This window comes from Agarivorans sp. OAG1 (assembly GCF_037076485.1).
Classification (GTDB): Bacteria; Pseudomonadota; Gammaproteobacteria; order Enterobacterales; family Celerinatantimonadaceae; genus Agarivorans; species Agarivorans albus.
Window position 1 is genome coordinate 1148614 of sequence record NZ_AP028990.1, and the last position, 24608, is coordinate 1173221.

The following is a 24608-nucleotide window of genomic DNA, read 5'->3' on the forward strand; positions in this document are numbered from 1 at the left end:
GTTTCATTGTCGTTTAGCACACTATTATTTGGAGAATGAAAATGAATACACTAAAAGCAATTATTCGTACCAGCGCACTTGCCACTTCCCTAGCTTTTAGTAGCTTTAGCTTTGCTGCCGATGTGGGTATGAGCGTAGACGCCAATGATTTAGCCATTAAGGGCTATGATCCAGTTGCCTACTTTGTCAGTGGTCAGCCAACCCAAGGTAACAATAGCTATACCGCTACTCATAATAATGCTATCTACCATTTTGCATCAGCAGACAATCGTGATGCATTTAAAGCTGACCCTACTAAGTACGCGCCTCAATACGGTGGTTATTGTGCCTTTGGCGTAGCCATGGAGAAGAAGTTTGATACCGACCCAACAGCATGGAAAATTGTTGATGGGAAGCTTTACCTTAACCTTGATAAAAAGGTCCAACAGCGTTGGTTAGAAAACACCGGTGAATTGATTGTGGACGCCAACCAGAATTGGCCAGAAATAAAAGCCGTAGATGCCGCTAAACTTTAATTGCATCTATCACTATCTCATCAATTAGGGCTGCCTACTTGGTGAGATAGTATTGTTGGTACAAGTCTTCGATAAGTGTGGCCAACTTAAAGTCACGTTCACTTACTCCGCCTAATTCGTGGGTGGTCAATGAAATATCTACCTTGTTATAGCAGTTGGACCAATCTGGATGATGGTTTTGCTGCTCAGCGTAATCAGCTACTCTTCCCATAAACTCAAAGGCTTGTACAAAGCTCTTAAACCGATAAGAGTTTACGATAAAGTTATTTTGGTACTGCCAACTCGGTAGGTGTTTTAAGGCTAAGTGAATAGCTGGTTGGCTTAGTGCATGCTCACTCATAATTACCTCTAACTTGTTTGATTACCTATAAGATTAGTTTAGCGAGAGCGTGAAGTCAGTTTTACTAGCATTGGCAACAAATACACGGGTAGCTGAATTGCCCCCATATAAATCATGTATTCAATCCCTAAAAAGCTACCGGTAATACTATAGGTGAGCAAAACATTACGATTAGTGGCAGTTACCCCGCTAATTATAGCGAGCTCTTTACCTTTATTGAGGTACAACAAAAAGCTGGCGACAAAGGCAATGAAACATGCAGCACTGGCAATTGCTAAATACTCTAACGCAACAGCTGGGCTGGTGTCATACACTTCGCGAAATGCTCCCATTAGGCCCAAGGGAAAAAAAAACACCAATACTATGGTTACCGGCCGGATCTGAATAAGTGCTTTGTCGATCAGTTGTTGCTTGAGCAGTTTGTGCAGTAACAAACTGATAATAATAGGTAATATGATAAAAATTGCTAAACGTTGGCCATAAACCTGCATGTCTAATTGTAATTGCTGGTTATGACTAAAGTGGCTGAACAGATGACTATTAAGCAGTAAAACGCCAGGCATTAATAAGGTAGAGGCAATTGTCATGGCCATACAGCGTTGAGCATCTAAGCCTATCGAGCGAACAATCGCAGGGCTGGCGAACAGAGAGCCAGTAGCGCAAGTGGCTGCAATGGCTAAATAGAGTTGGCTACTAACATTGAAAAACCAAGCAATTAGCATGATCAAAGCGGTTAAACCAAGCGTATGCCAAATTGCGTAAAGCCAAATTGATGTTTGGGCTAAGTCTTTAACTAAGGTTCTGATGTTCAAACTTACGATGGTAAATAGCATTAAAGCAAACAGTACCGCCGGTAAAAAAGGCAGTAAGGCATTAGAGAAGTTAGGCAGCGCAAAGCCGATGAAAACACAGCTGGCTAATAGCTGAGTAGAGTAGCGAGTGATAAACCTTAGCAAGTCCTTGCCCCATTTTGGTTATACGCTGTGCTAGCGCGGTGTTATTTACATATTGAAACGCAAGTTAGAAACGGATTCAAACAAGTGTTTGAAAAATACTAGCAAAGAGATGTATGATTGCAAATGCTACATTTGGCCAATTGTTATTCATGGGCCGATTATGGGATGCTAATCTGAAATCTATTGCGCGTCGAGTTACTCGTCGGGCTTGCAACACTGTTAAGGGTAACATGAACCAATTAGCGAAGTTTCAACTTCGTTAACTACATAATAACTATAAAATAAAGGAACGTTTGATGAGTAAACCGACTAATAACGCATCTAGCTATCATCAGCTGGAACACTACCAAGTATCGAATTTGCTTTATCAGTTTATTAATCAGGATGTTTTGCCTAACTCTGGTGTAGAGCAAGACAGCTTTTGGTCTGGGCTAGAAGCCTATTTAGATCACTTCATTACTAAAAACCAAGATTTGTTGGCTAAGCGTGATAGCTTACAAAGCCAAATTGACCAATGGCATCAGCAGCATCCAGCCCCCATCGATGCCCAAGCTTACCAACAGTTTCTACAAGATATTAATTATCTGGTTAAAGCGCCTGAGCAAGTGAGCCTTGCTACATCAAAAGTAGACCGTGAACTAGCTCTATTAGCAGGCCCACAGTTAGTGGTACCGGTAATGAATGCTCGCTATGCCTTAAATGCCGCTAATGCTCGCTGGGGCAGTTTGTATGATGCACTCTATGGTACCGATGTGATTGAGCAAAGTGGTGAGCTTGCCCCCGGCTCTGCCTATAACCCTGCGCGTGGAGAAGCGGTTATTGCTTATGGCCGCGCATTACTTGATAAACATTGTCCCTTAGCTCATGGCAGCCATGCTGATGCAACCAAATACAGTGTGCTTTCTGGTGGTTTACTGGTTGGCCTTAAAGACGGTTCGAATACCACCTTGGAAGAAGCCTCTCACCTTGCGGGCTACCAAGGAGATGCCGAGCAGCCTTCGGCGATTTTGTTGCAACACCATGGGCTACATATCGAAATTCAGTTTGATGAAGAACACCAAATTGGCGCGCAAGACAGTGCCAATGTAAAAGACATTGTATTGGAGTCTGCACTTACCACCATTATGGATTGTGAAGACTCTATTGCCGCGGTAGACGCCGAAGATAAAGTAGAAGTTTACAAAAACTGGTTAGGTTTAATGTGCGGAACATTGAATGAAAGCTTAACCAAAAACGGCACACAGATTACTCGCGAGCTAGCGCCTAACCGCCAATACATTAACACTCAAGGCCACGGCTTTAGCTTAAGTGGACGCTCGTTAATGTTTGTTCGTAACGTGGGTCACCTGATGACCAACAACCTAATGTTAGACGCTAAGGGCAATGAAGTTCCAGAAGGTTTACTTGATGCTGTGTTTACCAGCCTCATCGCTAAACATGATTTGCTTGGAAATAGCCCTTATCGCAACTCCCGCGAAGGGTCGATTTACATTGTTAAACCTAAGATGCATGGCCCAGAAGAGGTTGCGTTTAGTAATCAAATTTTTGCAGCCGTTGAAGAGCTTATCGGTCTTACAGCTAACACCATTAAATTGGGCATAATGGATGAAGAACGCCGCACCAGTGTTAATTTAAAAGCGTGTATAGCAGAAGCTCATCAGCGAGTGGTGTTTATTAACACTGGTTTCTTAGATAGAACGGGGGATGAAATTCACACTAGCATGGCCGCCGGCGCTATGGTGCCAAAAGGTGATATAAAAGAAAGCGTGTGGATTAAAGCTTATGAACTCAACAATGTTCAAGCCGGCCTTGCTTGTGGTTTGCACGGCAAAGCACAAATAGGTAAAGGCATGTGGGCCATGCCCGAGATGATGGCAGCTATGATGCAGGCTAAACAAGCTCATCCAGAAAGTGGCGCTAGCACGGCCTGGGTTCCTTCACCCACTGCCGCAACGCTGCATGCGATGCATTATCACCAGGTAAATGTATCGAGTATTCAAAATCAACTATTAGAGGCACTAAGTAGTGATGAACAGCGTTACTTAGATGACTTATTAACGCCGCCATTAGCGGCTGATACGGCTTGGACTGAGCAGCAACTTATTGCAGAACTAGATAACAACATCCAAGGTATTCTTGGTTACGTTGTTCGCTGGGTAGAGCAAGGAGTTGGTTGTTCTAAAGTACCAGATATTAATGGCGTAGGTTTAATGGAAGATCGCGCTACCTTGCGTATATCTAGTCAGCACGTGGCAAACTGGTTAAAACACAATATTGTAAGTGAAGAGCTAGTGAAGCAGCGTTTTGAAGTGATTGCCGCATTGGTCGATGAACAAAACAGTGGCGACCCAGCCTATCTGAATATGGCAGGAAATGTCGCTACCAGTTGTGCCTATCAAGCCGCCCTAGATCTGGTGTTTAAAGGTTGTGAGCAACCTAGTGGTTATACCGAACCCCTATTACACGCATGGCGTCGAGAGTTTAAGTCCCGGTAGGGTAAACATTTTCATTATTAATAAGCACCTTAATAGGTGCTTATTTTGTATGATTTTGATATTAAACAATAAAATCAGGTGCTTAGGTACTGAAATCCTTGATTAAATTAGGTAGTCTTTTGTCCGCACCAAAGCTGCATGATTGAGCTTGGTATGCGAAGTGGATACTTAAATTTTTAAAGGATTAAAATCTTGTTACTACGACTGATATTTGCAGTAGTTGTGTTGTCTCTTACGGCATGTTCTACGATAAAAACCAAACCATTAGATGCTAATGAGTCTCTATCTTTAGCGGATAAGAGCCTCGTTTATACCCGTTATAGTGCGCTTCCTGATTTTGCTGCACAAACTGCCGCAAATGTGCAGTTTGGCTTATTGGGGTTGGCTTCTGCTATTTCTTCAGGCAATGCCATGATTGTAAACAATCAAATTGAAGACCCTGCTCTGGATATTGCACGTGAATTAGCCAGCGGCCTAAGTGATAGCTATAAAGTAAAGGTGGTGGATGATGAATCTAAATCAGTAACCATTCCTGAATTGCCAAACATCATCGAACTATACTCTGATTATGACTACATTCTTGATGTTCGCACCCTATCTTGGAGCTCGATATATTACACCAGTGACTGGGACAATTATCGTGTGAGTTATCAGGTGCATGCTCGACTTATCGACCGTGAAAAGGGAATCGTTATTGCTGAAGAAGCTTGTAACAATATGCCTGAGTATGCAGATACTGAGCAAGGGCCTTCTTATGTCGAGCTGGAAAGTGGTGAAGGGCTTAAGCGTGAGTTAGCGCGTTCAGTAGAATTTTGTGTAGAACATATTCGCAATATGGCGCGTTTGCGCGATGAGACAAACGCAAACAGTGTTAAAGCTGCCACTGCTGAAGGTCAGACAAACACCAAAACCCTTTAAAGTTCGATACTTGCTACTAAAGCCTCTTTGTTAAGAGGCTTTTTTTGTTAAAAATCTAAGCCAATACCAATCACTAGGCGATAGTCATTTTTTTCCGGTGTTATGTCGTCTGAGTCTGCTGTGGGCGACTCGGTGTAATCCCAAATAAAGTCGATGTCTAAATCTAGATCGTCGGTGATATCAATGGCTAGATTAAGTAGGTTGTGGTGTTGGTAACCACCGGTCTTTTTCTGCGACAAGGTCATTTGGTAGTCATGAGTCAATTCAATGTCTTTGGTGATGTCTATTTCGAAGTTAGAACCAAAAGACAAACCCATACTGCTTTCTTTGTTAGAACTGCCTTCGGTAACTTCTTCAAAACGGGTTTGCTGCCATGAAGGACCAACAGACAACTCCCATTTTTTGTCATCATCGTCCACTGCGATGTAACCCACTTGCGAGGCCAATTGGCTTTGCAGTTTTATATTTTTTAATGGTGCGTGATAGAAATCAGCCAATATAGGGCGAAAGAACCAATCGTGGTGTTTGTATAAATCGTGAGAAAGGGTAACGCGGTGATTACGCGCGGTGGTTTCATCATTTGATTCTGAGATCACCCCAAGATAAGTAATAATTGTACGATTAAGTGCCGTTTTTCGTTCACTATTTAGTTTGCCGTTTATCTCTAAGGTATTGGTATTCCCGCTGGCAACGTTGGCGCTTAAGGTCGCTTTGTTCTCCCAGCGATCGGCTTCTCGTTCGGCTACTCGGTACACCGATATAACATCTTGGCGCGAGGCATAATGGGTGTCTTTGCCAATGATGGTTACGCCATCTTTATCTACCATTAAGCGGCCACGTACTACCCCTAAGCCGCGTAAATTTACTTGAAACCATTTGGCTGTGCGCAGCCGTTGAATATCGTCAATATCAATGTTTAGATCGTCTAACTCATCGCTATCAAATAGCACTTCTTTTTGATAAAGCTCTTCTAAGTCTCCTTGAATAACTTCACCAGAATCTAATTGAATCCAGTCTTTGTCTTCATCCAAATCTAGTGCACTAAAGTAGTCTTGTTGAAATTGTTCGGTTATTGAGTTGGGCGTCTGCTCGGCCTCGGGAAGAGAGGTTTCTGCAGCTAAGGCTAGGCTAAGGTTAGAGCTTATGAACAATATAACAACTAAAAGGCGCATTAAGTGGTGGCTGCTCCATCAGACATTTAATGACAGTATTTTGATATTAGCGGCTTTTTAAGCAATACGGAATAAACGCTTGAGAATACAAGGTGTTTTGTTTAGCCAAGTACACTTTATACTCATCGAAATAGATATCTGCTCAGTTATCTATCTCGATGAGTATTACTCAGCTAAACATCGCAAATTGCTTACTTTACTTGAGCACTGCGCATCCACTCGCGATACTCATCTGCTCCCTCTTCTCCTTCAGCTGGAGACCAAGGCGCAAAATCTTCTGCGGGAGTGGGCACATAGGCACCTTCTTTTATCTCGAGGCCGACTGTTCCAGCTTGCATGCAAGCGTATCCATGCCAAACATTGGGTGGAACCTCGATAGCTCGGTTTGTTTCTGGGGACAAACTATGGCGCTCGGTAACTTCGCCTTGCTCATTAAATATTAGTAAGTCGAGTTGTCCTTTGAGCACTAAAAATAGTTCCCATTTGTGGGCTTCACTATGGCGGTGCGGACGCATGTAGGTATCGGGCTCTGTAGCAATAAACAAGCGTTGCACACCTGCGTCTAAGGTTTCGTGTAAATTGTGATGACTGCGCTGGCGTGGCGCTGCTTTAGCCTTGTCGCTAAAGTCTGAAAAGTCCTTGTTGTTGATGATCTTCAACATTAACTAGAGTCCTATAAATGAACGTATTCGATTAAGTCATGGTTATAGGGCCAGATGGTGGCATATTTTTGCTGACTCAACAAACGCGGATTATCAGTGTAAGGTGATAATTCATTCCCATTATTGGTTAAGGAATTCGCTATGAGCAAAATGACAGGGCGTTGTTTATGTGGAAAAGTGAGCTATCAAGTTGAGCAACTTGAGCCTCGAATGGGGCATTGTCATTGCAGTATGTGCAGAAAGTTTCATGGGGCTGCCTTTGCAAGCTATGGTGAAGCTAAAACCGAGAACTTTCGCTGGACAAGCGGTTTGGAATACTTAAAGAAATTCACCGCTGAGAATGGCACTGTAAGGCAATTTTGCAGCGAGTGTGGCTCAAGCTTAAGCTTTGCTCCCGCCAATGATGATGGCCGTTTTATAGAGTTTAGCTTGGCTACTCTTGATACTGACATAAAGCTAAAACCAGACGCACATATCTTTGTAGCTTATAAAGCTAACTGGTTCGATATTTGCGATAACTTACCGCAACACCAAGAAGGACGTGAATAAGCATTAGGTTTTAGCCTTAAGCTTTTGCAAGTATTGATAAGGTGTTACACCACGTAAGCGTTTAAAGGCGCGGCAAAAACTTTGCTCATTGCTATAAGATAAACGCTGGGCAATGTTATTAATGTCGTAGCCCTTAAATAGATACTGTACCGCTTCGTTACATAATACGTTGGCTGTCATGGCTGAAAAATTCCAGCCATGGGCCAATAAGCGGCGTTGTAATTGTTGACGCGATATACTCAAGCAGTCGGCCAAAAAGTCTACGTTCGGGCGTCCGTAATAGCGGGAAAAGTTTATTAGTGAATATAATGATTTAACCGTGTCGTGAGGCTGAGGGATATTAATGTATTCGTCGAGCTGGGCATCATTTAAGCGTAGTGGAGCATGCCTCTCCCACTGGCTATTTTCGTCTAAATGGGTAACTGAAGCATTAAGCCATACTTCGGTTTGAGCGCTACTTTGTTTAACCTTGCAGCCAAAAAATGCTTCCAGTTGTTTAAGTTCTGCGGCTGGGCCAGTTAGGTTAACTTGCAAAGGCGTGAACTCCTCACCTAAGTAATAACGCAACATGTTGACCATCATAATTGCCATACGCAGGCTATCATGCAGGCGCGCTTGGTGGCTTGCATAGGGGTTATTGTATGCCCATTTTACAATATTTCCTGACTGCAACCCGCTCAACGAGCAACCTGACTGTAGCATCGAACAACCATAGTTAATACGGCGAAATGTCACTACAAAATCAGGTGTGTGGTAAACCCATTTGTTAAACAGTTCTACATTTTCAAAACCAATATACGGGGTAAGCTTAAGCATAAAAAGTGGGTCTTGGCTTAAGTGTTCGGCTTGTTCAAACCAGCGATTGGCGACGTTTACGGGGATAAGTGTGAGAGGTTCTTCAAGCAAAGCCGAAGGAATGCCAAGTTCATCAGGCTTAATCGCATACTCTGCGTATAAGCCATTGAGCAAGGGCTTAATGAAGTTAAGCCGAACAAACCCAATATCAAATTCTTTCATCGTATTTACTACTCACACTATTTACATTTTACGTCAATAAATCTCATAAAATGGTCACTTCTATCTATTGAGGGCATCTTCTCATATTCGTTTACTCAATACCTTGGTTTTTGTTTCGCTCTTTAAAGGTTTTTCTGTGGCTATAACTTGCAGCTGGGGAGGTGTAGCTTCGTTGTTAGGGCAAGGGGTTTGTTGTTGGGTTCTTGAATCAGCTTTGACGCCTTTAACACTTGCGGTTAGGCTGGATAAGCACTCCTGTCTTCACCCATGGATACTATGAAGCCTATTGATATTCTGTTTGCCTTAATCGTAGCCACTATTTGGGGAGTGAACTTCTCAGTAATTAAGTTGGGTTTAGCGGAGCTTCCACCAGTATTGTTCTCTGCTTTGCGTTTTGCCATTGTGGCAATACCTGCGGTGTTCTTTGTACCTTTTCCTAAAACAGCGGTGCGCAACGTAGTCGCCGTGGGCGTGTTTTTGGGAGTGATCAAGTTTAGCTTACTGTTTGTGGCCATGCAGGTTGGGGCATCGGCTGGTTTGTCGTCTTTGTTATTGCAAGCACAAGTGATGTTCACTATTTTGCTCAGCTTTACTTGGTTTAAAGAAAAAATTACCACTTATCAGCTAGCAGGAATAAGCTTGTCCAGCCTTGGTTTTGCGCTGTTTTTTGGCTTGAGCTCCGAGAACCTCAGCTTGATAAGCTTGCTGTTGTTGCTTTTGGCGGCCTTGTCTTGGGCCGTTTCTAACTTGTTTATGAAGCAGGCGAAAGGCGTTAATGTACTGCATTTTATGGTGTGGGTGAGTCTGATTCCTCCATTACCTTTGTTGGCTTTTTCATATTTATTTGAAACCAATACGCCTTATCAGTTGCTAGTAAGTGCTCAAACTTCAACTTGGTTAGCTTTAGCTTATGTCGGGTTTATTTCTACCTTACTTGCTTTTGCAATTTGGGGGCATCTACTGGCTAAGTATAGCGCCGCTGCTGTAACACCTTTTGCCCTGTTGGTACCTGTAGTGGGAATGTTGACTGCCAACCTAGTCTTTGATGAGAGCTTAACTCACTTGGAGTGGCTTGCTGCAGGCTTAGTCTTATTGGGTTTGATATGTTGTGTCTTTGGCCAAAACTTGCATAAGTTTCTAGCAAATAGCCCAAGCAAGTCGATTTGATATTGTAAGCCTAGGGCTCACGCTCTACAGTAGCGGGAGTAATGAAAGAGTATTAATTATGTCGGAATTTAAAGAACTCAATAAGCGCAGTGCTAATGCTTATGCTCAGCAGCGAAACTTAATTAAGCAAGTATTGGCAGGCAAAGCTAAGCAGTGTGAGCATTGTAAGCAGCCTTTGACGGTGGTGTTACCTGGGCAAGAAAAAGCCCCTGGCGTTTATTGCGCCAAGGGCTGTACGTCTATCGAACTAGAGCTAAGTTTACCTAAATAATACCAATCGTACTAAGTAACGGTTCATGCTATCTGGTTAAAATGCTCGATAACTGCGTTAGAATTTTTGATTGTAGAATATCTACTTATCAAAAAAATTCTGCCTTATTCTCGAGTATTTTTTCTGCGTTATTTCTGATCACTTACTTAGTGTGATTGGTATAACTAATCGCGTGGTGCTTGGCGACGATCTTGCTCTAGAAATTTTAGGCTTTCTTCAATTGCCACTTTGGTTTTTTCAACCAATTGTTCCCGTTCTGCGTCGCTAATTGCACTTAGTACATCCACGTCATGACGAATATAACGTGGTGGTAAACGATTGAGCACTAAGCAACATAAATCTTGCAGAGTATCTAGGTCACAGCGCTTATGGATCTCTAAGGCATGAATTTGTTCACCTAGTAGGAACTCAGTAAAATTATGAATTTCCTCTGATAAGCGCATTATCTTTCCCTCAAGTAAATGTATACATTCAGGTTATATAAGAAAAGCCAGAGTCGCCACTCTCTAGCTGTTTAATCTTATTGATGTTGAACCGGATTCACATTTAAGGCGTCATTATACAAGGCTTCGTATTGCCAAACTGACTCCTTCCAATGGAATCGAGACAGCATTGCACGATGGCGCATCGCCTGAAACTCTTCCGGATGTTCTAAATAAAGTAACAGGGCCCGGCGCAAAATGTTTAGCAAATCGGCTGGCTCTGGGTCATAGAAGATATGCCCGGTGGCGTTTTCTGCATCTTCATCGTAATCGCTTACCGTGTCTCTTAGGCCGCCAACGCCACGCACAATCGGCAAGGTGCCATAGGCTAAGCTGTACATTTGATTCAGGCCACATGGTTCAAACAGCGAAGGCATTAAGAAGAAGTCTGCGCCAGCTTCCACTAAATGGGCCATCTCATTGCTATAAGCATGAATAAACCGCAGTTTATCTGGCCATTGCTTTTGCATTGACTCAAGCTCAGCCACGATGCCGCTATCACCAGTGCCTACTATCACCACTTGTACATTGTGACGTAAAAACTGTTGTAGGGCAGGTAGTAACAGGTAAAAGCCTTTTTGCTCGGTTAAGCGACATACCATGCCAAAAATTGGCACGTTTAGCTGGGCTAAATCTGTTTCAACTTGAAGTTCTTGGCGACAAACAGCTTTACCACTCATATCAGCGGCAGAGTAGTTTGTTGGAATATACTTGTCGGTTGCTGGATCCCAGTCGGAGTATTCACAACCGTTTAATATGCCTACCAAATCGCCGCGGCGCTGCTCAAAATAATCACAAAGGCCGTGTGAGCCTAAACGGGTGAGTAATTCCTGAGCGTAGTTTGGGCTTACTGCATTGATCTTGTCGGCAAAGCGAATGCCAGCTTTAAGCAAGTTAATGCAGTTGTAGCCATCAAGTATTTGATCAACTAAGCCATCGGCTAAGCCTTCTAAAAGCTGAAATTGGTGCTTCTCAAAAATGCCTTGGAAAGCAGCATTATGGATAGTAAGTACCGATTTGCTGTTGCAAAAAAATGGGTGATGAGCAAATTTTTGCTTGAGTAAGTAAGGTATAAGCGCAGTGTGCCAGTCATTACAATGGAAAATGTCTGGTTTAAACTCAAGGGCTTCGGCCACTTGGAATACTGCACGAGAGAAAAAGGTAAAGCGTTCGCCGTTGTCATCGTAGGCAAACTCACCTTCGCTGTACAATTGGTCCCGCTCAAAATAGTCATTTTGCTGAATTAAGTAAACGGGCACATCTTCGAGCATCAGCTTGAAGACTGCGTAATCAATATCTTGGCAACCATGGCTAGTTTGAAGGCTAAGGTCGAGAATTTTCTCGGCTTCATCATGACGATTTATAGTTTTATAAAACGGCATAATAATTCTTACGTCTTGGCCATGTTCCTTCAGAGCCAGCGGTAAGGCTTTAGCAACGTCGGCTAAGCCACCTGTTTTAGCTAAGCTTTCTACTTCAGAAGCTACAAACAGAATCTTGACAGGATGGGCTGTCACAGAGCACTCCTTAACGATTAAGGCACCGAAGGGTGCCTTATGTGAAACAATATTAGAGTAATTGCTTATTTGTTTTCAAGGCAATTTGCAGCTTAAAAGCCTACCTTGGCGTTTTTCGGTATCACAACAATCCCTTCTGGGGATACCGTAAAGCGCTTGCGATCTTCCTCGAGGTTCTCACCAATAATGGTGCCCGGTGCAATTTCAGCGTTTTTATCGATGATAGTGCGGCGGATCTGACAACCTTCACCAATTCTACAATTACCAATAAGCACCGATTCGCTAACTACCGAACCTGGACGTACGTGGCTTCTAAATCCAAACACACTGCGGTTAACTTCTGAGCCCAAAATAAAGCTACCAGCAGAAATTAGTGATTGGCTAACGCTGACTTTTTTGTCGCCAACATCTTTAAATGTGGCTGGTGGTAGCGGTGGGTAATGGGTATGTAGTGGAAACTTGGGGTTATATAGTGAGAATGGTGGTTCTTCATCCAACAAGTCCATGTGGGCTGCCCAATAAGCATCTAGGGTACCCACATCACGCCAGTAGCCACTTACCGTTTCGCCAGGAATGGTATTTTGGGTGAAGTCATAAGCAAATACTTTTCCTTTAGGGTAAAGCTTTGGAATGATGTCGTGGCCAAAATCGTGGGTGGAGCTGTCTTCTTTGGCATCGTCGTATAAGGCTTCTAGTAGGGTTTTACGTTCAAATACGTAGTTACCCATAGAAGCAAGAACGTGGTCAGGGTCGCCAGGAATCGTTTTAGGGTTCACTTTAGGTTTTTCTTCAAAACCTATCATGCGGCCCTCTTCATCTACTTCAATAATGCCAAATTGATCGGCTTGTTCTTTGGGTACTTTAATCGCCGCTACAGTAAGTGCAGCCTCTTTGCGGCGGTGTTCATCTACCATTTGGCGTACGTCCATTTTGTAGATATGGTCGCTGCCAAAAATACATACATGCTCAGGTTCGTTAATTTCAATGAAGCGGGCATTTTGGTAAATAGCATCCGCTGTGCCGTCGTACCAACGTTTGCCTACTCGCATTTGTGCTGGAACCGCATCAATAAAGCGATCGGTAATACCTGATAGGTGCCAAGCTTGGCGCAAGTGAATGTTTAACGATTGCGATTTAAACTGAGTTAGCACGTAGATTTTTAAGAAGTCAGAGTTAACAAAGTTATTTAAGGCAAAGTCGATCAGCCTGTAACTTCCTCCAAACGGAACCGCTGGCTTGGTGCGGCTATCGGTGAGTGGATAAAGGCGAGTACCTTCACCACCAGCGAGGATCATTGTAAGAATTCCTGCCATGAGACTTTGTACCTCTGTAATTGTGTCAGTTTCGTGAAATCGTTTTCAAAGTGGCTTGGCTTAGTTTCCAGATATTTACCTTAATGTAAATAGCAGAAACTGGGTTTTAGTAATTCCACATTAAAAAAAAGTTCTTTCTATACACAACAACGCAAAATCTTGAATTTTTTGTTGTCGAGTACACTTTCAAAGCGGGAGAAGTGCTGCTTTATTAGTGCTTCGTATTGTAAGAAACTATTGGCGACTAACCACAGTTCACCGTTGGCGTTTAAGTGCTGTTTTGCCTGAGCAAGAAACGTCTCGGTGGTTTCATATTGGGTATCAATTCCAGCATGAAAAGGCGGATTGCTTACAATAAAATCGAAGCGCTGTTTCACCTCGCTTAAACCATCCGAAGCAATTACCGTTCCAGTGAGTTGATTTTCTTGCAGAGTAGCCTTACTGCTTGCAATAGCATATGCACTCACATCGAGCAGGCTTATGTCTACATTGTGTAACAGGGCCTGGCTTGCACCAATAATGCCCGCACCACACCCAAAGTCGAGCACGCTGCCATACAAAGTGGGCAGGTGTTCCAATAACAATTGGCTGCCTTCATCGAGTTTTCCATGATTAAATACCCCAGGAAGGGACTTTACTTTAAGTGAAGCATTAGGAAGTGCTACCTCAAAGCTGTTTTGCCATTGGCTAGCATCAAACTGTGGTGCAGCTTGATTGAGCACGCCAAAATAGAGCCCACAACGGCGTGCACTGTCGATTTTATTTACTTTAATACCAAATTCCGCCAGCAGCTTTTCACAACTTTTTACGCCGCCGCGGTTTTCGCCCACTACAAATATCTCGGCGCCAACTTCAAGCTGCGGCAAAATGCAGGCAAATAGATAGGCGGCTTCTTGTTTGGCTTTAGGCATAAATAGCAGCAAAGCATTGCTGTTGCTGGCTAAACTTGGTGCTGCGCTAAATTGACTGGAGAGCTTGCTGTTTGCTTGCTTGGCAAAATATTGATGGTGGCCAAAATGACTACAACATACCTGCAACGAAGCCACCTGTTCCAACAAGTTCAACGGGTAGTTATCAGCTAACTGGCCAGCCACTACAAGATGTTGTTGAGAGAACAGGTCATCATGGCGAGCAAGAACTTGGCTAGTGGCGTGCGGAGAGGTATTCATAATCTGGCTTGGTTGGGGCGTGGTTGCCCGCAATAATAAAAAGTTTTAAGGGAAAAGGCTATCTCATGAGAACTTATGCGGATTTATTTTTCAGGTTACTTGACTTTTACCGCGTGCTAAGGAAACTAGCTAGCAAGAATTTTGATTGTTAAGGACAACACCTTGTTGCCATTTTCTTTAGAATTGAAGAAGTATAAACGGCCCGAATTAAAACGCGGGTGGTTAACGGCTGGGTGTAACTAAATCGAAAAAACGTTTTTGAACCCGGCCACTGTGACCGGGTTTTTTTATTTTTGAAGTAAGTGATGGAGCGGGCATGTTTAAAGGATCGATAGTAGCGTTGGTTACTCCCTTTATTGAAGGTGAAGTAGATTATGCAGCGATTCGCGAGTTAGTTGAGTGGCATATTGGCCAAGGTACTCACGGTATTGTGCCTGTAGGTACAACTGGTGAAAGCCCAACCTTAACTCACGATGAGCATATTGCTGTGGTTAAAGCGGTAGTAGAGCAGGCAAAAGGGCGAGTGCCTGTTATTGCTGGTGCTGGTTCAAACAACCCAATCGAAGCCATCGAATATACTAAGGCTGCTCAACAAGCTGGCGCCGATGCTACCTTGCACGTGGCGGGATATTACAATCGTCCAAATCAAGATGGCTTGTTCCAACACTTTAAAATGCTGCACGATGCCACCGGCATCCCAATTGTTTTATACAATATTCCTCCACGCGCAGTGGTAGATTTAAGCCCTAGCACTATTGCTAAGCTGGCGCAGTTACCACGCATTGTTGGTGTTAAAGATGCAACTGGTGATTTATCTCGCCCATTGTTTGAACGTCAATTAATTGAGCAAGACTTTTGCTGGTTAAGTGGTGAAGATGCCACTGCAGTTTCTTACAACGTGAGTGGTGGTCAAGGCTGTATTTCGGTTACTGCCAATGTAGCACCAAAACTGTGTGCTCAAATGCAGCAAGCCACCCTAGATGGTGATTATGCTAAAGCTAGTGAGATTCAAGATAAACTGATTCCTTTGCATCAAGCGATGTTTGCCGAGCCTAGCCCTGCAGGTGCTAAATACGCGATGTCTTTGTTGAATAAATGCCAAGCAGAATGCCGTTTACCGGTAACTGAATTGTCAGAGTCAACCAAGACCCGTATCCGCAATGTGATGCAGAACTTAGAACTCATTTAGTAATAATATAATTATTGATAAGGCCGAGCTTGCTCGGCCTTTTTATTTACTTAGCGTTTATTCAACTACCGCTTTCCCTCGCTTAAGCTAAGCCCCTGATTTAACTCTGCTATACTGATAATCACGCAAACTTCAGGGACGTAGTAGTGGCAGAAATAGATCTGGTGAGTTTTTTTCATGGCATTGTAGAAGCCGATAGTGGGTATTGGTTACTGCAGCCTGATAACGGCCAAGTGTCGGTGCGCTACCCCTGGCAAGATGGTCGTTCTGAGCAGCTTAGCCTAGAGCAATGGTTAGAACGAATTGACGTACGTTGTCGCGCTGCTTTTCAACAAGCTTTACATACCAGTCTGCAAAGCCAACAAGCCTTTTTTTGTCACTATTGCCATAGCGATGATGAGTGGTTACGCATTCACGGAATGCCGGTTGAAATTCAGCAGCAGCAGTATTTGCTGGCGAGTGTATTACCCTTAACCATGCCAGTGATAAACGACGAAGCTAAACTGCGTGATCCGCAAAGCGGTTTACTTTCTGCCTCGTTGTTTCGAGAGCTGCTGATTCAAGCCATGCGCTTAAGCCAGCGTAATCACGAGCCTTTTGCCATTCTCACCTTGCATTACGCCAGCAACGATAGCTCTTTGGTCTGCGCTATTGTTGCTAAAGTTTTGCAAGAACAGTTGCGCCGTTCAGACAGCATTGCCCAGTTTAAAGAGGGTGAATTAATTGCTTTGTTGTATGGCACCAGCAGGGGAGCGGTAAATACCGTTGCCAGTAAGCTCAGTAGTGAGTTACAAAGGCAGCTTGAGGGTGTGGCTTTGGATAGTTTAAAAATGGGCTGGGCTTATTACCCAGAGCATGGTGACAATGTTGACACGTTATTGGCCCATCGATTAGACGCAGTGGAAGCGCTGCGTCTTTCTTAGACCAAGGCAAGAATGCTCCTAGCTTTATCGCCAGTAGGAGCACGTCTCTACGTTTTATTTAGCTTGCTGCACCACGGTGGTACTGCTTTTCAGCATATCTAAATACAGCTCTTGGTAGTCGTCGGGAGTGATAATGAAACCATTGGCATCACTAAAGGTGCCACCCTGACCTGTTTCTGCGATGCTTCTACTATCAAGGTATTTAGCCATAAAGTAATCTTGCTGAGTGCTTGCTAACTCGGCATCTATTAAGGCCAGTTCTAGGCCTTCAAGATCTTGAATAGACAGTTCAATAGCGCTGCTCTCTAAAAGCGGTTGCTGCGCTTTTGGCTGGGCATAAATACTTTGATAGAAGGCGCGGTTATTATTGGTTAGTACTTTTATGTGGCTGCGTTGCAGGGCAAAGTCCTCTTCAGAGAAGCTGCCAGAATTGTCGATACAGAACTTAGCGTTATCGAGTGCGGTAGGGCATTGCTGCTGAATATCTACACCAGTTATTGGCGCTAACTCAGGTAAACTTACCTCTAGGTTACTATCTTGCTCGTCTATCGCCATTACGCTCTCAAATTGCCAAGAGCTATCATTGCTGATACCTGAGAATAAACCTAACCAGTGGCTAACCTCGTTGTAGTCAGCGGCAATCGTAAACTCATCAACATCATGATAAAGGGTTTGCCATTGATAGCTTTGATTGTTGTGGATTGCCAAGATGGCGCTGCCTTCATCAAGATCTAGGTTAGCGGCACTTTGCCAATACATTGGCATGAGATCTTGATTGCTCAAACTAGCGGCTACAATCTCATCGTAGTCTTCAGTGTCGTAAACAAAGCTAGGTTCAATAAAGCCATAATAAGCTAGGTCTGTATGTTGGTCGTTGTTGCTGGTGTAAAAAGCGGTAACTAGAGTATCTCGGGCGGCGGGAAGCGGCGAGAGTACCGGAATGTGGGATGCGATCTCTCTGCCCGATACCGCATCCGCAGAATAGCTAGTTTGGTAGTAACTTACGCCACTTTCTTGAAGTACTGTTAATGCTGCCGAATCGGCGGTATCACTGATTGAGCGATAGTCTTTGCCCTTGTAACACTCGCTGCCAGTTTGTGCTGAGCGTACATTTAACACCTTGTGGCTTAATAGGTCTTTTTCCACACTAAACATGTATACGTCAGGGTTACCGCTTAAATTGCTATCAACCTCTTCTAAAGATACATAGCCGTCATCTGGTACTAATCCGCTATCAATGGTCACAATGCCGCTGCTGGGAACATCTATTGCTGGAATAGTGTGTTCATCAATAATCGAACCATCTGCGTTGTGGAACAAAACATTGTATCCAGCATTGGCGACCGATGCGGTAATTACTCGGCTAGGATCGCTTTCTGAAGTGCCATAAATAATACAGCCGGATTTTACATCGCTCTCTTTTAGAGTATGCAATTGGATTATTTGCCAATTGTACTTAGGGGTACTCGGAGTAGAAGGTGAGCTGTCACCTCCTCCGCAGCCACTTAACACAAGGGTGGCAACCAAACTGGGTAACAAAGCTTTATTCACTTAAAAGTCCTCAAACTGCGAGTCAAAATATTGATATTGCTGTATACAAAGCAATTATCAAGCCTTTTTGATTGTTTTGTGGATTTAAATACTGGTATTTATATATTTTTTAGAATTAGTTGCTGGTTGATGGCTGCTAACTTTGGTACTTAGCTAAGTAAAAGTGTGTTGGATAAGGCATTTCTGCATGATGATTGTTTAGTGGGTCTCATGTTTATTTTATATTTGTTTGATGGTTGTTTAGGGTGTGCTAGATGTTACAAACAAGGATGTATCTATGGGGCTTAGTAGTACTGTGCCCGCTATTTACTAGTGCTAAGCAACTTACAGAGATTAAAGTTGGCGGTTACGATTATCCTCCCTATGTCATTCACGACATATCCACCAACCGTTATAGCGGTGTTACCTTAGATATATTAAGGGCGCTCAATCATCTTCAAGATGAGTATTCGTTTCGCTTTGTATCTACCTCACGCCACCACCGTCATGCTGCGTTCTCACGGCAACGCTTTGAGCTGATCTTATTTGAAAATCTAGAGTGGGGTTGGCAGCAGCTCAATGTACAACAAAGCCTTCCTCTGGTTTTAGACAGAAACTTATTACTGACTCACCAGCAGCATGATTATGAGCAAGATGGCCTGTTTGTGCCTGAGCATAATTACAGCGTGGTATTGTTTGATGAATTACATCAGCGTGAGCATTTATCCGATGAAGGCTTTGCAGTTAGTACCTGTTCCCATGTGATGAATTGTATAAAAATGGTGTTAAAGCGCCGGGTAGATTTTGCCATGGTTAACGAAAGCTATTACCTGCCACTTACTCGCCAAAGACCTAGTTTATTAAGCTCACTTAAGTTGGTGGATAATTTTAGCCCAGTATATAGCTTGCATGCTCTCGTGCGCGGAGAGTCATCGCTAACCATTGAACAGCTAAATGTGTATTTGCAACAGTTAAGCTTGTCGGGAGAATTGCAGAAAATAATGAGTAAGTATCAGTTGGCGCTTGCCAATTAGCGCTTAGGCTCGAGCCAGTAATTGTGGGCCTCGGGTACCTTTTTCTTCCATATATTGAAAGTACAAACGAATGTGGGTTGCCGATTGGTCCACACTGCGCCCCATTGCTTCTCGAATTGCCTTACGGTTAGCTTGCTTGGCGTCGTCACTGTCACGTAGCTGAGTGGCGGTTAATCCGGGTTGAACATCGTTATTGCCAAAAACCGCAGTACCTGGATTCGTCATTTGGCGCTGCGCCGTATACTCGGTAATGGTTTGGCGTGGCGCGGTGCTCTCGATGCGCTGACGAGCTTGATAGGTAGATTCTAACGAGGCGGCTTGTAGATTGTAATTAACCTGCATAACTGAGCTCTAACCCAAGTACATAAATGACTATTGGACTTATATCGGCTGAATCAATACAAACTTTACTGTCCTGAAGGCTGACAAGCTAAAAATCTAGCTACAGGCCAGGTAGTGAGCAATGTGTTGATTGGCCGGCGATTGTTGCAGTTCATCAACGGTAGCAAATTGCTGGGTTTTGCCTTGTTCAATAAACGCCACTCGTTGGGCAACTCTCAATGCGTCTTGCCATTGATGCGTTACCATCAACACCGCTAGCTGGTATTGCTCAGCGAGTTGTTTAACTAGTTCTAAACACTCTAAACGTAACATTGGATCAAGCGCGCTAAAGGGTTCATCTAACAACAGAATAGGGCGATGACGAATTAAGCAGCGTGCTAGCGCGGCGCGTTGTTGTTGGCCACCAGAAACTTGGTCTGGGCGTTTGTCTAAAATTGCTGAGATGCCAAGGTTTTTGGCAATTTCTGTAACTTGTTGTTGCTGGCTAGGGCTTAGCCTTAGCTGTTGGCTAATACCCAAAGCAATGTTCTGCTTGAGGCTTAAGTGATGAAATAAATTATGCTGCTGAAATAGCGACGTTACCGGCCGTTGATTGATCGGCAGTGTTAACAAGTCTCCATTTTGCCAGCTTAAACTGCCCGAGCTGGCCTGAACAAACCCGGAGATAAGCTCCAACAAAGTGCTTTTTCCGCTGCCGCTGGCACCCAACAAGGCCACCACTTCACCGGGCTTTACTTCTAGAGAGTAACTAAAGTGCTGGTGATGGCGTTGGCACTGTAGCTTAGATATGTTCAGCATTGTCTCGTCCGAGGCTAATATCGAGTAAGTAAAAAATAACACCGCATAGCAGTAGCATGATTAGCCCTGTGGCACTAGCTAAGGCGTATTGATAGCTACTTAGTTGTTGAAACAGAAGGAGTGGCAGGGTGGTGACATCAACACTGCCGATTAGCGCTATCACTCCCATATCACCCAAAGATAAAACCATGCACAAGCTAATCGCCACACTTAAGGGTTTGCGCATTAAAGGCCAATAAATAAAACGGACTTGGCTAAGCGCAGGCAGGTCTAAACTTTGATTAAGTTTGGCGTATTGTTTTACGCTGTCGTTGAGGGCCGGTTTTAGGCTGCGCATATAAAACGGTAAGCTCATTAAGGCGTTAATCAACGCAACTAAGGGCACTGTATAGCGGCTAATGTCGGTGCGGCTAAGCAGTAGAAAAAACAATCCGGTGGTAATCACCATGGCTGGTGCTAATAGCATCACAGACGCAAGTAACTCTTGGCCTTTGTGTCTTTTAGCGCCTTTATTTTGGCTTAAGTTACTGCTGTATTGCCATAAAAGAGCGCTGCCCAATATTAATACCCAAACTACACTTTGCAGCGCAATGTTTAACGACCACAAGCTGCTTTCTATCCACTGTTGCCAAGGTAAGGCTTGCCAGCTAAGCGCTAACAGCGGGCTAAACATGCCTAAGACAACTGAGCTTATAAACAGATAGTAGCTGGTAATAATTAGCCGGTGCCAGGTAAGTGACAGGGTGGAATGTTGATGAATGCTAGTTAAGTTTTGTTGGTGGCGAATACTATCTTGTTGTTCTCGACCAAGTAATAACCAGCCAAGGCTAGTTGCTATAAGCAGTTGTAATAAGGCGCATTGAAGTGCGAATAAGGGATCAAAATCGTAGCGAAGTGCCTGATAGATCGCCACTTCAAGAGTTGTACTTTGCGGCCCACCACCTAGTGCCAGCACAATCGTAAAGCTACCAAAACACAATAAAAACACTAAGCCAAACAAACCTGCCAAGCGAGAGCGCAACATTGGCCATTCGATTAAGCGCCAATAACTAAATTGGCTGAAACCAAGTTGCTTGCCTTGGCGCCAATAGCTGGCAGGTATGGCTTGGTATTGTAAATAACAATAGCGCGCTATAAGCGGCATGTTTAGAAAGGTGTGTGCGATTAAAATGCCTGGTAGGCCGTATATCTTCCATGAAAAAGGGGCTAAATGTTGCCAAAAACCATTTAGGCCAAAGCTACCAACGCAGCCTAGCACCACCAAAATCACCGGGCATACAAAACATAAGTTTGCTAGGCGCAATTGCCAGTTAAGGCTTCTGGGTTGAAGATAAAACCAAGCGCGAGCGAGCAATATACCGCCAACACAGGCGAGCAATGCCGACAGCAAAGCTTGCCAAAGGCTGAAGCGCAGTACTCGCCATAAATATGGATCGTTAAACGCGCTCCAGCTTAACTCCTTGGCTTGCTCTGCTAGGCCCCAAAAGGCAGCGCAAATTACCAAGGCAAGAAATGCACTGGCGGTATAACCCGCAATGGCCGCCAGTTTCTTCATCATTTATTATTGGCTAACCGTGTTACGCCATTCTTTAGTCCACGCTTTGCGCTGTTGGCTAACAGTCGCTTGGTCAAGGCTTAAGGCTTTTGGTGTTACAAGTGTTGAGAAGGCTTCTGGCAGCTCAGCTTCTGGGTTTACTGGCAGCATCCAGTTGGTGGTGGCAATAACCTGTTGAGCAGGTGCGCTAACCAAGAAAGCCAAAAACTGCTGAGCCAGCTCAACCTGTTGGCTGGTTGCACTTATTGCAGCCACTTCCACTTGGCTCATGTGCCCCTCACTAAACCCTAGCGCTTGGTAGCGGTTTTCTTGCTCGGCTACCATGTGGTAAGCCGGGGAGGTGGTGTAACTTAGTACTAAGTCGGCTTCGCCTTTTAAGAACATGCCGTAAGCTTCGCTCCAGCCTTTGGTTACGGTAACCGTTTTATCTTTTAACTTGCTCCAAGCTTGCTTGGTATCATCACCATATAGCGCTTTTAGCCAAAGCATTAAACCTTGGCCTACAGTGCTAGTTCGCGGATCTTGGTAAAGGATGGTGCCATCAAACTCATTAATCAGTTCTTCCATTGAGCTAGGTTTATTCTTTAACAACTCGGTATTGTAAATAAACGCGAAGTAACCGTAGTCATAAGGCACAAAGTTGTTGTCTTGCCAGTCTATGGCTAACTTAGGAAGGGTTAATTGGTGAGCTTGCACTGCACCAATTGCTTCAGCTTCTGGGATAAGGTTAGTGTCTAAACCTAAAATAACATCAGCCTTATTGCGTTTTCCCTCTAGCTTTAAGCGGTTCAAAATGGCTACGCCATCGTCTAAACCTACCCAGTTAATGCTGCAGTTACATTCAGCTTCAAAGGCTTTGCTTAAGGCTGGGCCTGGTCCCCAGTCAGAGACAAAGCTTTGGTAGGTATAAACTGTTAGCTCGCTGTTTGCTTGGGCATTTAAGCCAAATAGACTAAGAGTACAGCAAGCTAGCCATAGCAATTTTTTCATCTTACACTCCTTGATAATAGATTTAAGACCACCGCCGGACGTCACCTTGCATAACTCTCCACTGCCAGAATCGATAGCCACGTATCTACAACAGCATTTGGGCAACATTCTAACAGTAGACCGTTTTGCGGGTGGACATCAGCATTCTTGGTTATTAACAACCGAACACGAACGCTTGGTATTGCGACTTAATCAACAACAGCCTTGTTATGGCTTGGATTATCAACGCGAAAGAGAAGTATTACAACAGCTTAAAGGACAAGCGTGGATTATTGATTTGCACCCGCTAAGTTTTAAGGGGCAGTTTCTACTCTATCGTTACCAATCTGGTGAAGTGCTTAGTCACGTAAGCGGTTTTTCTGACGCGCTTTGGCAACAGCTATTGTCGATAATTATTAGCTTGCCACGTTTAGGCCAAGGCTTAGCCAAGTTTGATATGATCCACTACCTAAGCCGTTATGTAGGGGATATTACCGCAGCTCAAGCGAAGCGTTTTCGACAACTCGCTTTGACATGGCTTAAAGAACAGCTTTGGCCAAGTGGTCTCGCCTTTAATCATCATGATCTACATTTAGACAACCTGCTACTTAGCCCTAAGCAGCAATTGTTTGTATTGGATTGGGAATATGCTGCCAGCTCTATGCAAGGCTGGGATGCTGCCAGTGTTGCGGTACGTTGCCCAGTAAGCAGGCAGCAGCGCCAAGATTTAGTGCTCGCCTCTCAATTAAGCGAAGCTGAATTCACGTTGTTAGAAGCAGCTGTTGAGCTACTAGATCTGGCTTGGTACTGGCAATATCAACCCAGTTTAGCTGGGTTAAATCAGCGCTCAGAGCGCTGGTTACTCGCTCACGTTTAACGCTTTAACTTATTAAAATAATCTTGCCAGCTGATGTGTTCTCTACCTGCTGCTTGCGCATAATGACTAGGATTATCCGATTTTCCTTCGGCGATGCCTTGATAGATGCCGGCAATAACGGTTCCGATAAAATCGCCGAGTTCTTCAATGCGGTCTTTCCGATAATCTTCAACACTCATTGGCTGATAGCTTAATTCGGTATCAAAGGCTTGGTTCAAATAATCGGCCAGCTGGTATTGCGTTAACGATTGTCCGTGCAAATTGTAAGTTTGCCCATTATGTTTGTCTTCGCTTAGCATTTTTGCGTAGGCGTAACCTAGCTCGCCACGGCTTGTGTAACCACATTTTCCATCGCCTGCGCAGTTAGTTATTGTGCCTGCTTTTTTGTAATTCTCGATGTATTCAATATCTGGTTCTATGTAGATGCCGTTGCGCCCAATAACCCATGCTAAGCCACTATCTTTTAGGTCTTGCTCGGTTTGGCGGTTGCTTTGAATTACAGGAGAAAACGCGGTGTTTTCTTCAGCGCCTTGCACACTGGTATAGACAATTTTTTTCACGCCCGCTTTTTTTGCAGCATTAATTACATTGCGGTGTTGGCCAATGCGTTTATCCGGGGCGTCCATGCCAGACACCAACAGTAATGCGTCTACAGATTGCAGAGATTGTTCCAGTTGTTCTGGCTGATTGTAGTCTCCTGCACGAACCTCTACGCCTAAATGCTCAGCTTTGCTTGGGGTGCGTGCTAGGGCAATTACATCTTGCTTGGATGTTAAAGCTACAGTGGCTTTTACAATGGCGGCTCCAAGTTGTCCGCTGGCTGCTGTTACGGCTATTTTCATGGTTTG

25 protein-coding genes are annotated in these 24608 nt (G+C 44.0%); 10 read left to right on the forward strand and 15 right to left on the reverse strand.

Translation table 11 applies throughout. The features are described from left to right. Positions 1-41: 41 nt before the first annotated feature. On the forward strand, positions 42-515 hold the full coding sequence (locus OAG1_RS05340; RefSeq protein ID WP_338624624.1) for a YHS domain-containing (seleno)protein: 474 nt from the start codon (positions 42-44) through the stop codon (positions 513-515). Between the two features lie 34 nt (positions 516-549). On the opposite strand, the gene OAG1_RS05345 is transcribed toward OAG1_RS05340, so the two are convergent. Beyond that, positions 550-855: a 4a-hydroxytetrahydrobiopterin dehydratase gene (locus OAG1_RS05345; protein WP_338624626.1), complete on the reverse strand. Its 306-nt coding sequence runs from the start codon at positions 853-855 to the stop codon at positions 550-552. Positions 856-893: 38 nt separating this feature from the next. Then, positions 894-1811 (reverse strand): hypothetical protein, encoded by a 918-nt coding sequence (locus tag OAG1_RS05350; protein WP_338624628.1) that lies wholly within the window; start codon positions 1809-1811, stop codon positions 894-896. 296 nt (positions 1812-2107) lie between these two features. Between OAG1_RS05350 and OAG1_RS05355 the strand changes: the two genes are divergently transcribed. Beyond that, positions 2108-4306 carry a malate synthase G gene (locus tag OAG1_RS05355; RefSeq protein WP_338624630.1) on the forward strand — a complete coding sequence of 733 codons (2199 nt, stop codon included), beginning with the start codon at positions 2108-2110 and terminating at the stop codon, positions 4304-4306. A 192-nt stretch (positions 4307-4498) separates the two neighbouring features. Next, complete coding sequence (locus OAG1_RS05360; RefSeq protein ID WP_338624632.1) at positions 4499-5224, forward strand: hypothetical protein; 726 nt, start codon at positions 4499-4501, stop codon at positions 5222-5224. A 47-nt stretch (positions 5225-5271) separates the two neighbouring features. Here OAG1_RS05360 and OAG1_RS05365 read toward each other — a convergent pair whose 3' ends face one another. Both OAG1_RS05365 and OAG1_RS05370 read right to left on the reverse strand, forming a co-directional pair. After that, positions 5272-6396 (reverse strand): DUF481 domain-containing protein, encoded by a 1125-nt coding sequence (locus OAG1_RS05365; protein WP_338624634.1) that lies wholly within the window; start codon positions 6394-6396, stop codon positions 5272-5274. Positions 6397-6587: 191 nt separating this feature from the next. Further along, on the reverse strand, positions 6588-7058 hold the full coding sequence (locus OAG1_RS05370; RefSeq protein ID WP_338624636.1) for a WbuC family cupin fold metalloprotein: 471 nt from the start codon (positions 7056-7058) through the stop codon (positions 6588-6590). A gap of 141 nt (positions 7059-7199) precedes the next feature. Here OAG1_RS05370 and OAG1_RS05375 point away from each other — a divergent pair, with 141 nt between their 5' ends. Then, positions 7200-7607: a GFA family protein gene (locus OAG1_RS05375; RefSeq protein ID WP_338624638.1), complete on the forward strand. Its 408-nt coding sequence runs from the start codon at positions 7200-7202 to the stop codon at positions 7605-7607. 3 nt (positions 7608-7610) lie between these two features. Here OAG1_RS05375 and OAG1_RS05380 read toward each other — a convergent pair whose 3' ends face one another. Continuing rightward, positions 7611-8624, reverse strand: coding sequence for an AraC family transcriptional regulator ligand-binding domain-containing protein (locus tag OAG1_RS05380; protein WP_338624640.1), 1014 nt, complete (start codon positions 8622-8624; stop codon positions 7611-7613). Between the two features lie 276 nt (positions 8625-8900). On the opposite strand from OAG1_RS05380, the gene OAG1_RS05385 reads away from it, so the two are divergent. Next, positions 8901-9791, forward strand: coding sequence for an EamA family transporter (locus OAG1_RS05385; RefSeq protein WP_338624642.1), 891 nt, complete (start codon positions 8901-8903; stop codon positions 9789-9791). A gap of 58 nt (positions 9792-9849) precedes the next feature. Then, positions 9850-10062: a hypothetical protein gene (locus OAG1_RS05390; protein ID WP_016402925.1), complete on the forward strand. Its 213-nt coding sequence runs from the start codon at positions 9850-9852 to the stop codon at positions 10060-10062. 164 nt (positions 10063-10226) lie between these two features. Here OAG1_RS05390 and OAG1_RS05395 read toward each other — a convergent pair whose 3' ends face one another. The 4 genes from OAG1_RS05395 to rsmC form a co-directional block, all read right to left on the reverse strand. Next, a complete protein-coding gene (locus OAG1_RS05395; protein ID WP_016402924.1) occupies positions 10227-10505 on the reverse strand; it encodes a late competence development ComFB family protein in 279 nt (92 codons plus the stop codon). A gap of 77 nt (positions 10506-10582) precedes the next feature. After that, on the reverse strand, positions 10583-12061 hold the full coding sequence (glgA, locus tag OAG1_RS05400) for a glycogen synthase GlgA (RefSeq protein WP_016402923.1): 1479 nt from the start codon (positions 12059-12061) through the stop codon (positions 10583-10585). A 92-nt stretch (positions 12062-12153) separates the two neighbouring features. After that, a complete protein-coding gene (gene glgC, locus OAG1_RS05405; protein WP_256471422.1) occupies positions 12154-13395 on the reverse strand; it encodes a glucose-1-phosphate adenylyltransferase in 1242 nt (413 codons plus the stop codon). A gap of 116 nt (positions 13396-13511) precedes the next feature. Next, on the reverse strand, positions 13512-14543 hold the full coding sequence (gene rsmC, locus OAG1_RS05410; protein ID WP_338624646.1) for a 16S rRNA (guanine(1207)-N(2))-methyltransferase RsmC: 1032 nt from the start codon (positions 14541-14543) through the stop codon (positions 13512-13514). A 316-nt stretch (positions 14544-14859) separates the two neighbouring features. Between rsmC and dapA the strand changes: the two genes are divergently transcribed. Next, the gene (dapA, locus tag OAG1_RS05415; protein WP_338624648.1) at positions 14860-15732 is read left to right on the forward strand and encodes a 4-hydroxy-tetrahydrodipicolinate synthase; all 873 of its coding nucleotides are present in this window, start codon (positions 14860-14862) and stop codon (positions 15730-15732) included. Between the two features lie 146 nt (positions 15733-15878). Beyond that, entirely contained in the window at positions 15879-16655 is a 777-nt protein-coding gene (locus OAG1_RS05420; RefSeq protein ID WP_338624650.1) for a diguanylate cyclase, read from the forward strand. Between the two features lie 54 nt (positions 16656-16709). On the opposite strand, the gene OAG1_RS05425 is transcribed toward OAG1_RS05420, so the two are convergent. Beyond that, positions 16710-18206: a hypothetical protein gene (locus OAG1_RS05425; protein WP_338624652.1), complete on the reverse strand. Its 1497-nt coding sequence runs from the start codon at positions 18204-18206 to the stop codon at positions 16710-16712. A 254-nt stretch (positions 18207-18460) separates the two neighbouring features. Here OAG1_RS05425 and OAG1_RS05430 point away from each other — a divergent pair, with 254 nt between their 5' ends. Then, complete coding sequence (locus tag OAG1_RS05430; RefSeq protein WP_338624654.1) at positions 18461-19219, forward strand: transporter substrate-binding domain-containing protein; 759 nt, start codon at positions 18461-18463, stop codon at positions 19217-19219. Between the two features lie 3 nt (positions 19220-19222). Here OAG1_RS05430 and OAG1_RS05435 read toward each other — a convergent pair whose 3' ends face one another. From OAG1_RS05435 to thiB, 4 genes are all read right to left on the reverse strand, one after another. Next, positions 19223-19561, reverse strand: a complete 339-nt coding sequence (locus OAG1_RS05435) for a hypothetical protein (protein ID WP_016402916.1) — start codon at positions 19559-19561, stop codon at positions 19223-19225. Positions 19562-19657: 96 nt separating this feature from the next. Next, on the reverse strand, positions 19658-20359 hold the full coding sequence (gene thiQ, locus OAG1_RS05440) for a thiamine ABC transporter ATP-binding protein (protein WP_338624657.1): 702 nt from the start codon (positions 20357-20359) through the stop codon (positions 19658-19660). Next, on the reverse strand, positions 20343-21917 hold the full coding sequence (locus OAG1_RS05445; RefSeq protein WP_338624659.1) for an ABC transporter permease subunit: 1575 nt from the start codon (positions 21915-21917) through the stop codon (positions 20343-20345). Before OAG1_RS05445 ends, thiQ begins: the two co-directional genes overlap by 17 nt. Positions 21918-21920: 3 nt before the next feature. Then, the gene (gene thiB / locus OAG1_RS05450) at positions 21921-22904 is read right to left on the reverse strand and encodes a thiamine ABC transporter substrate binding subunit (RefSeq protein ID WP_338624661.1); all 984 of its coding nucleotides are present in this window, start codon (positions 22902-22904) and stop codon (positions 21921-21923) included. Between the two features lie 46 nt (positions 22905-22950). Between thiB and OAG1_RS05455 the strand changes: the two genes are divergently transcribed. Further along, complete coding sequence (locus tag OAG1_RS05455; RefSeq protein ID WP_338624663.1) at positions 22951-23760, forward strand: phosphotransferase; 810 nt, start codon at positions 22951-22953, stop codon at positions 23758-23760. On the opposite strand, the gene OAG1_RS05460 is transcribed toward OAG1_RS05455, so the two are convergent. Next, positions 23757-24602 carry an SDR family oxidoreductase gene (locus OAG1_RS05460; protein ID WP_338624665.1) on the reverse strand — a complete coding sequence of 282 codons (846 nt, stop codon included), beginning with the start codon at positions 24600-24602 and terminating at the stop codon, positions 23757-23759. The genes OAG1_RS05455 and OAG1_RS05460 overlap by 4 nt on opposite strands. Positions 24603-24608: the final 6 nt, after the last annotated feature.

Bases quoted from the DNA above. Each gene is read 5' to 3' on its own strand.
- OAG1_RS05340 (WP_338624624.1), top strand. From the start codon at position 42: ATGAATACACTAAAAGCAATTATTCGTACCAGCGCACTTGCCACTTCC.
- OAG1_RS05345 (WP_338624626.1), bottom strand. From the start codon at position 855: ATGAGTGAGCATGCACTAAGCCAACCAGCTATTCACTTAGCCTTAAAA.
- OAG1_RS05355 (WP_338624630.1), top strand. From the start codon at position 2,108: ATGAGTAAACCGACTAATAACGCATCTAGCTATCATCAGCTGGAACAC.
- OAG1_RS05365 (WP_338624634.1), bottom strand. From the start codon at position 6,396: ATGCGCCTTTTAGTTGTTATATTGTTCATAAGCTCTAACCTTAGCCTA.
- OAG1_RS05370 (WP_338624636.1), bottom strand. From the start codon at position 7,058: ATGTTGAAGATCATCAACAACAAGGACTTTTCAGACTTTAGCGACAAG.
- OAG1_RS05375 (WP_338624638.1), top strand. From the start codon at position 7,200: ATGAGCAAAATGACAGGGCGTTGTTTATGTGGAAAAGTGAGCTATCAA.
- OAG1_RS05380 (WP_338624640.1), bottom strand. From the start codon at position 8,624: ATGAAAGAATTTGATATTGGGTTTGTTCGGCTTAACTTCATTAAGCCC.
- OAG1_RS05385 (WP_338624642.1), top strand. From the start codon at position 8,901: ATGAAGCCTATTGATATTCTGTTTGCCTTAATCGTAGCCACTATTTGG.
- OAG1_RS05390 (WP_016402925.1), top strand. From the start codon at position 9,850: ATGTCGGAATTTAAAGAACTCAATAAGCGCAGTGCTAATGCTTATGCT.
- OAG1_RS05395 (WP_016402924.1), bottom strand. From the start codon at position 10,505: ATGCGCTTATCAGAGGAAATTCATAATTTTACTGAGTTCCTACTAGGT.
- rsmC (WP_338624646.1), bottom strand. From the start codon at position 14,543: ATGAATACCTCTCCGCACGCCACTAGCCAAGTTCTTGCTCGCCATGAT.
- dapA (WP_338624648.1), top strand. From the start codon at position 14,860: ATGTTTAAAGGATCGATAGTAGCGTTGGTTACTCCCTTTATTGAAGGT.
- OAG1_RS05430 (WP_338624654.1), top strand. From the start codon at position 18,461: ATGTTACAAACAAGGATGTATCTATGGGGCTTAGTAGTACTGTGCCCG.
- OAG1_RS05435 (WP_016402916.1), bottom strand. From the start codon at position 19,561: ATGCAGGTTAATTACAATCTACAAGCCGCCTCGTTAGAATCTACCTAT.
- thiQ (WP_338624657.1), bottom strand. From the start codon at position 20,359: ATGCTGAACATATCTAAGCTACAGTGCCAACGCCATCACCAGCACTTT.
- OAG1_RS05445 (WP_338624659.1), bottom strand. From the start codon at position 21,917: ATGATGAAGAAACTGGCGGCCATTGCGGGTTATACCGCCAGTGCATTT.
- thiB (WP_338624661.1), bottom strand. From the start codon at position 22,904: ATGAAAAAATTGCTATGGCTAGCTTGCTGTACTCTTAGTCTATTTGGC.
- OAG1_RS05460 (WP_338624665.1), bottom strand. From the start codon at position 24,602: ATGAAAATAGCCGTAACAGCAGCCAGCGGACAACTTGGAGCCGCCATT.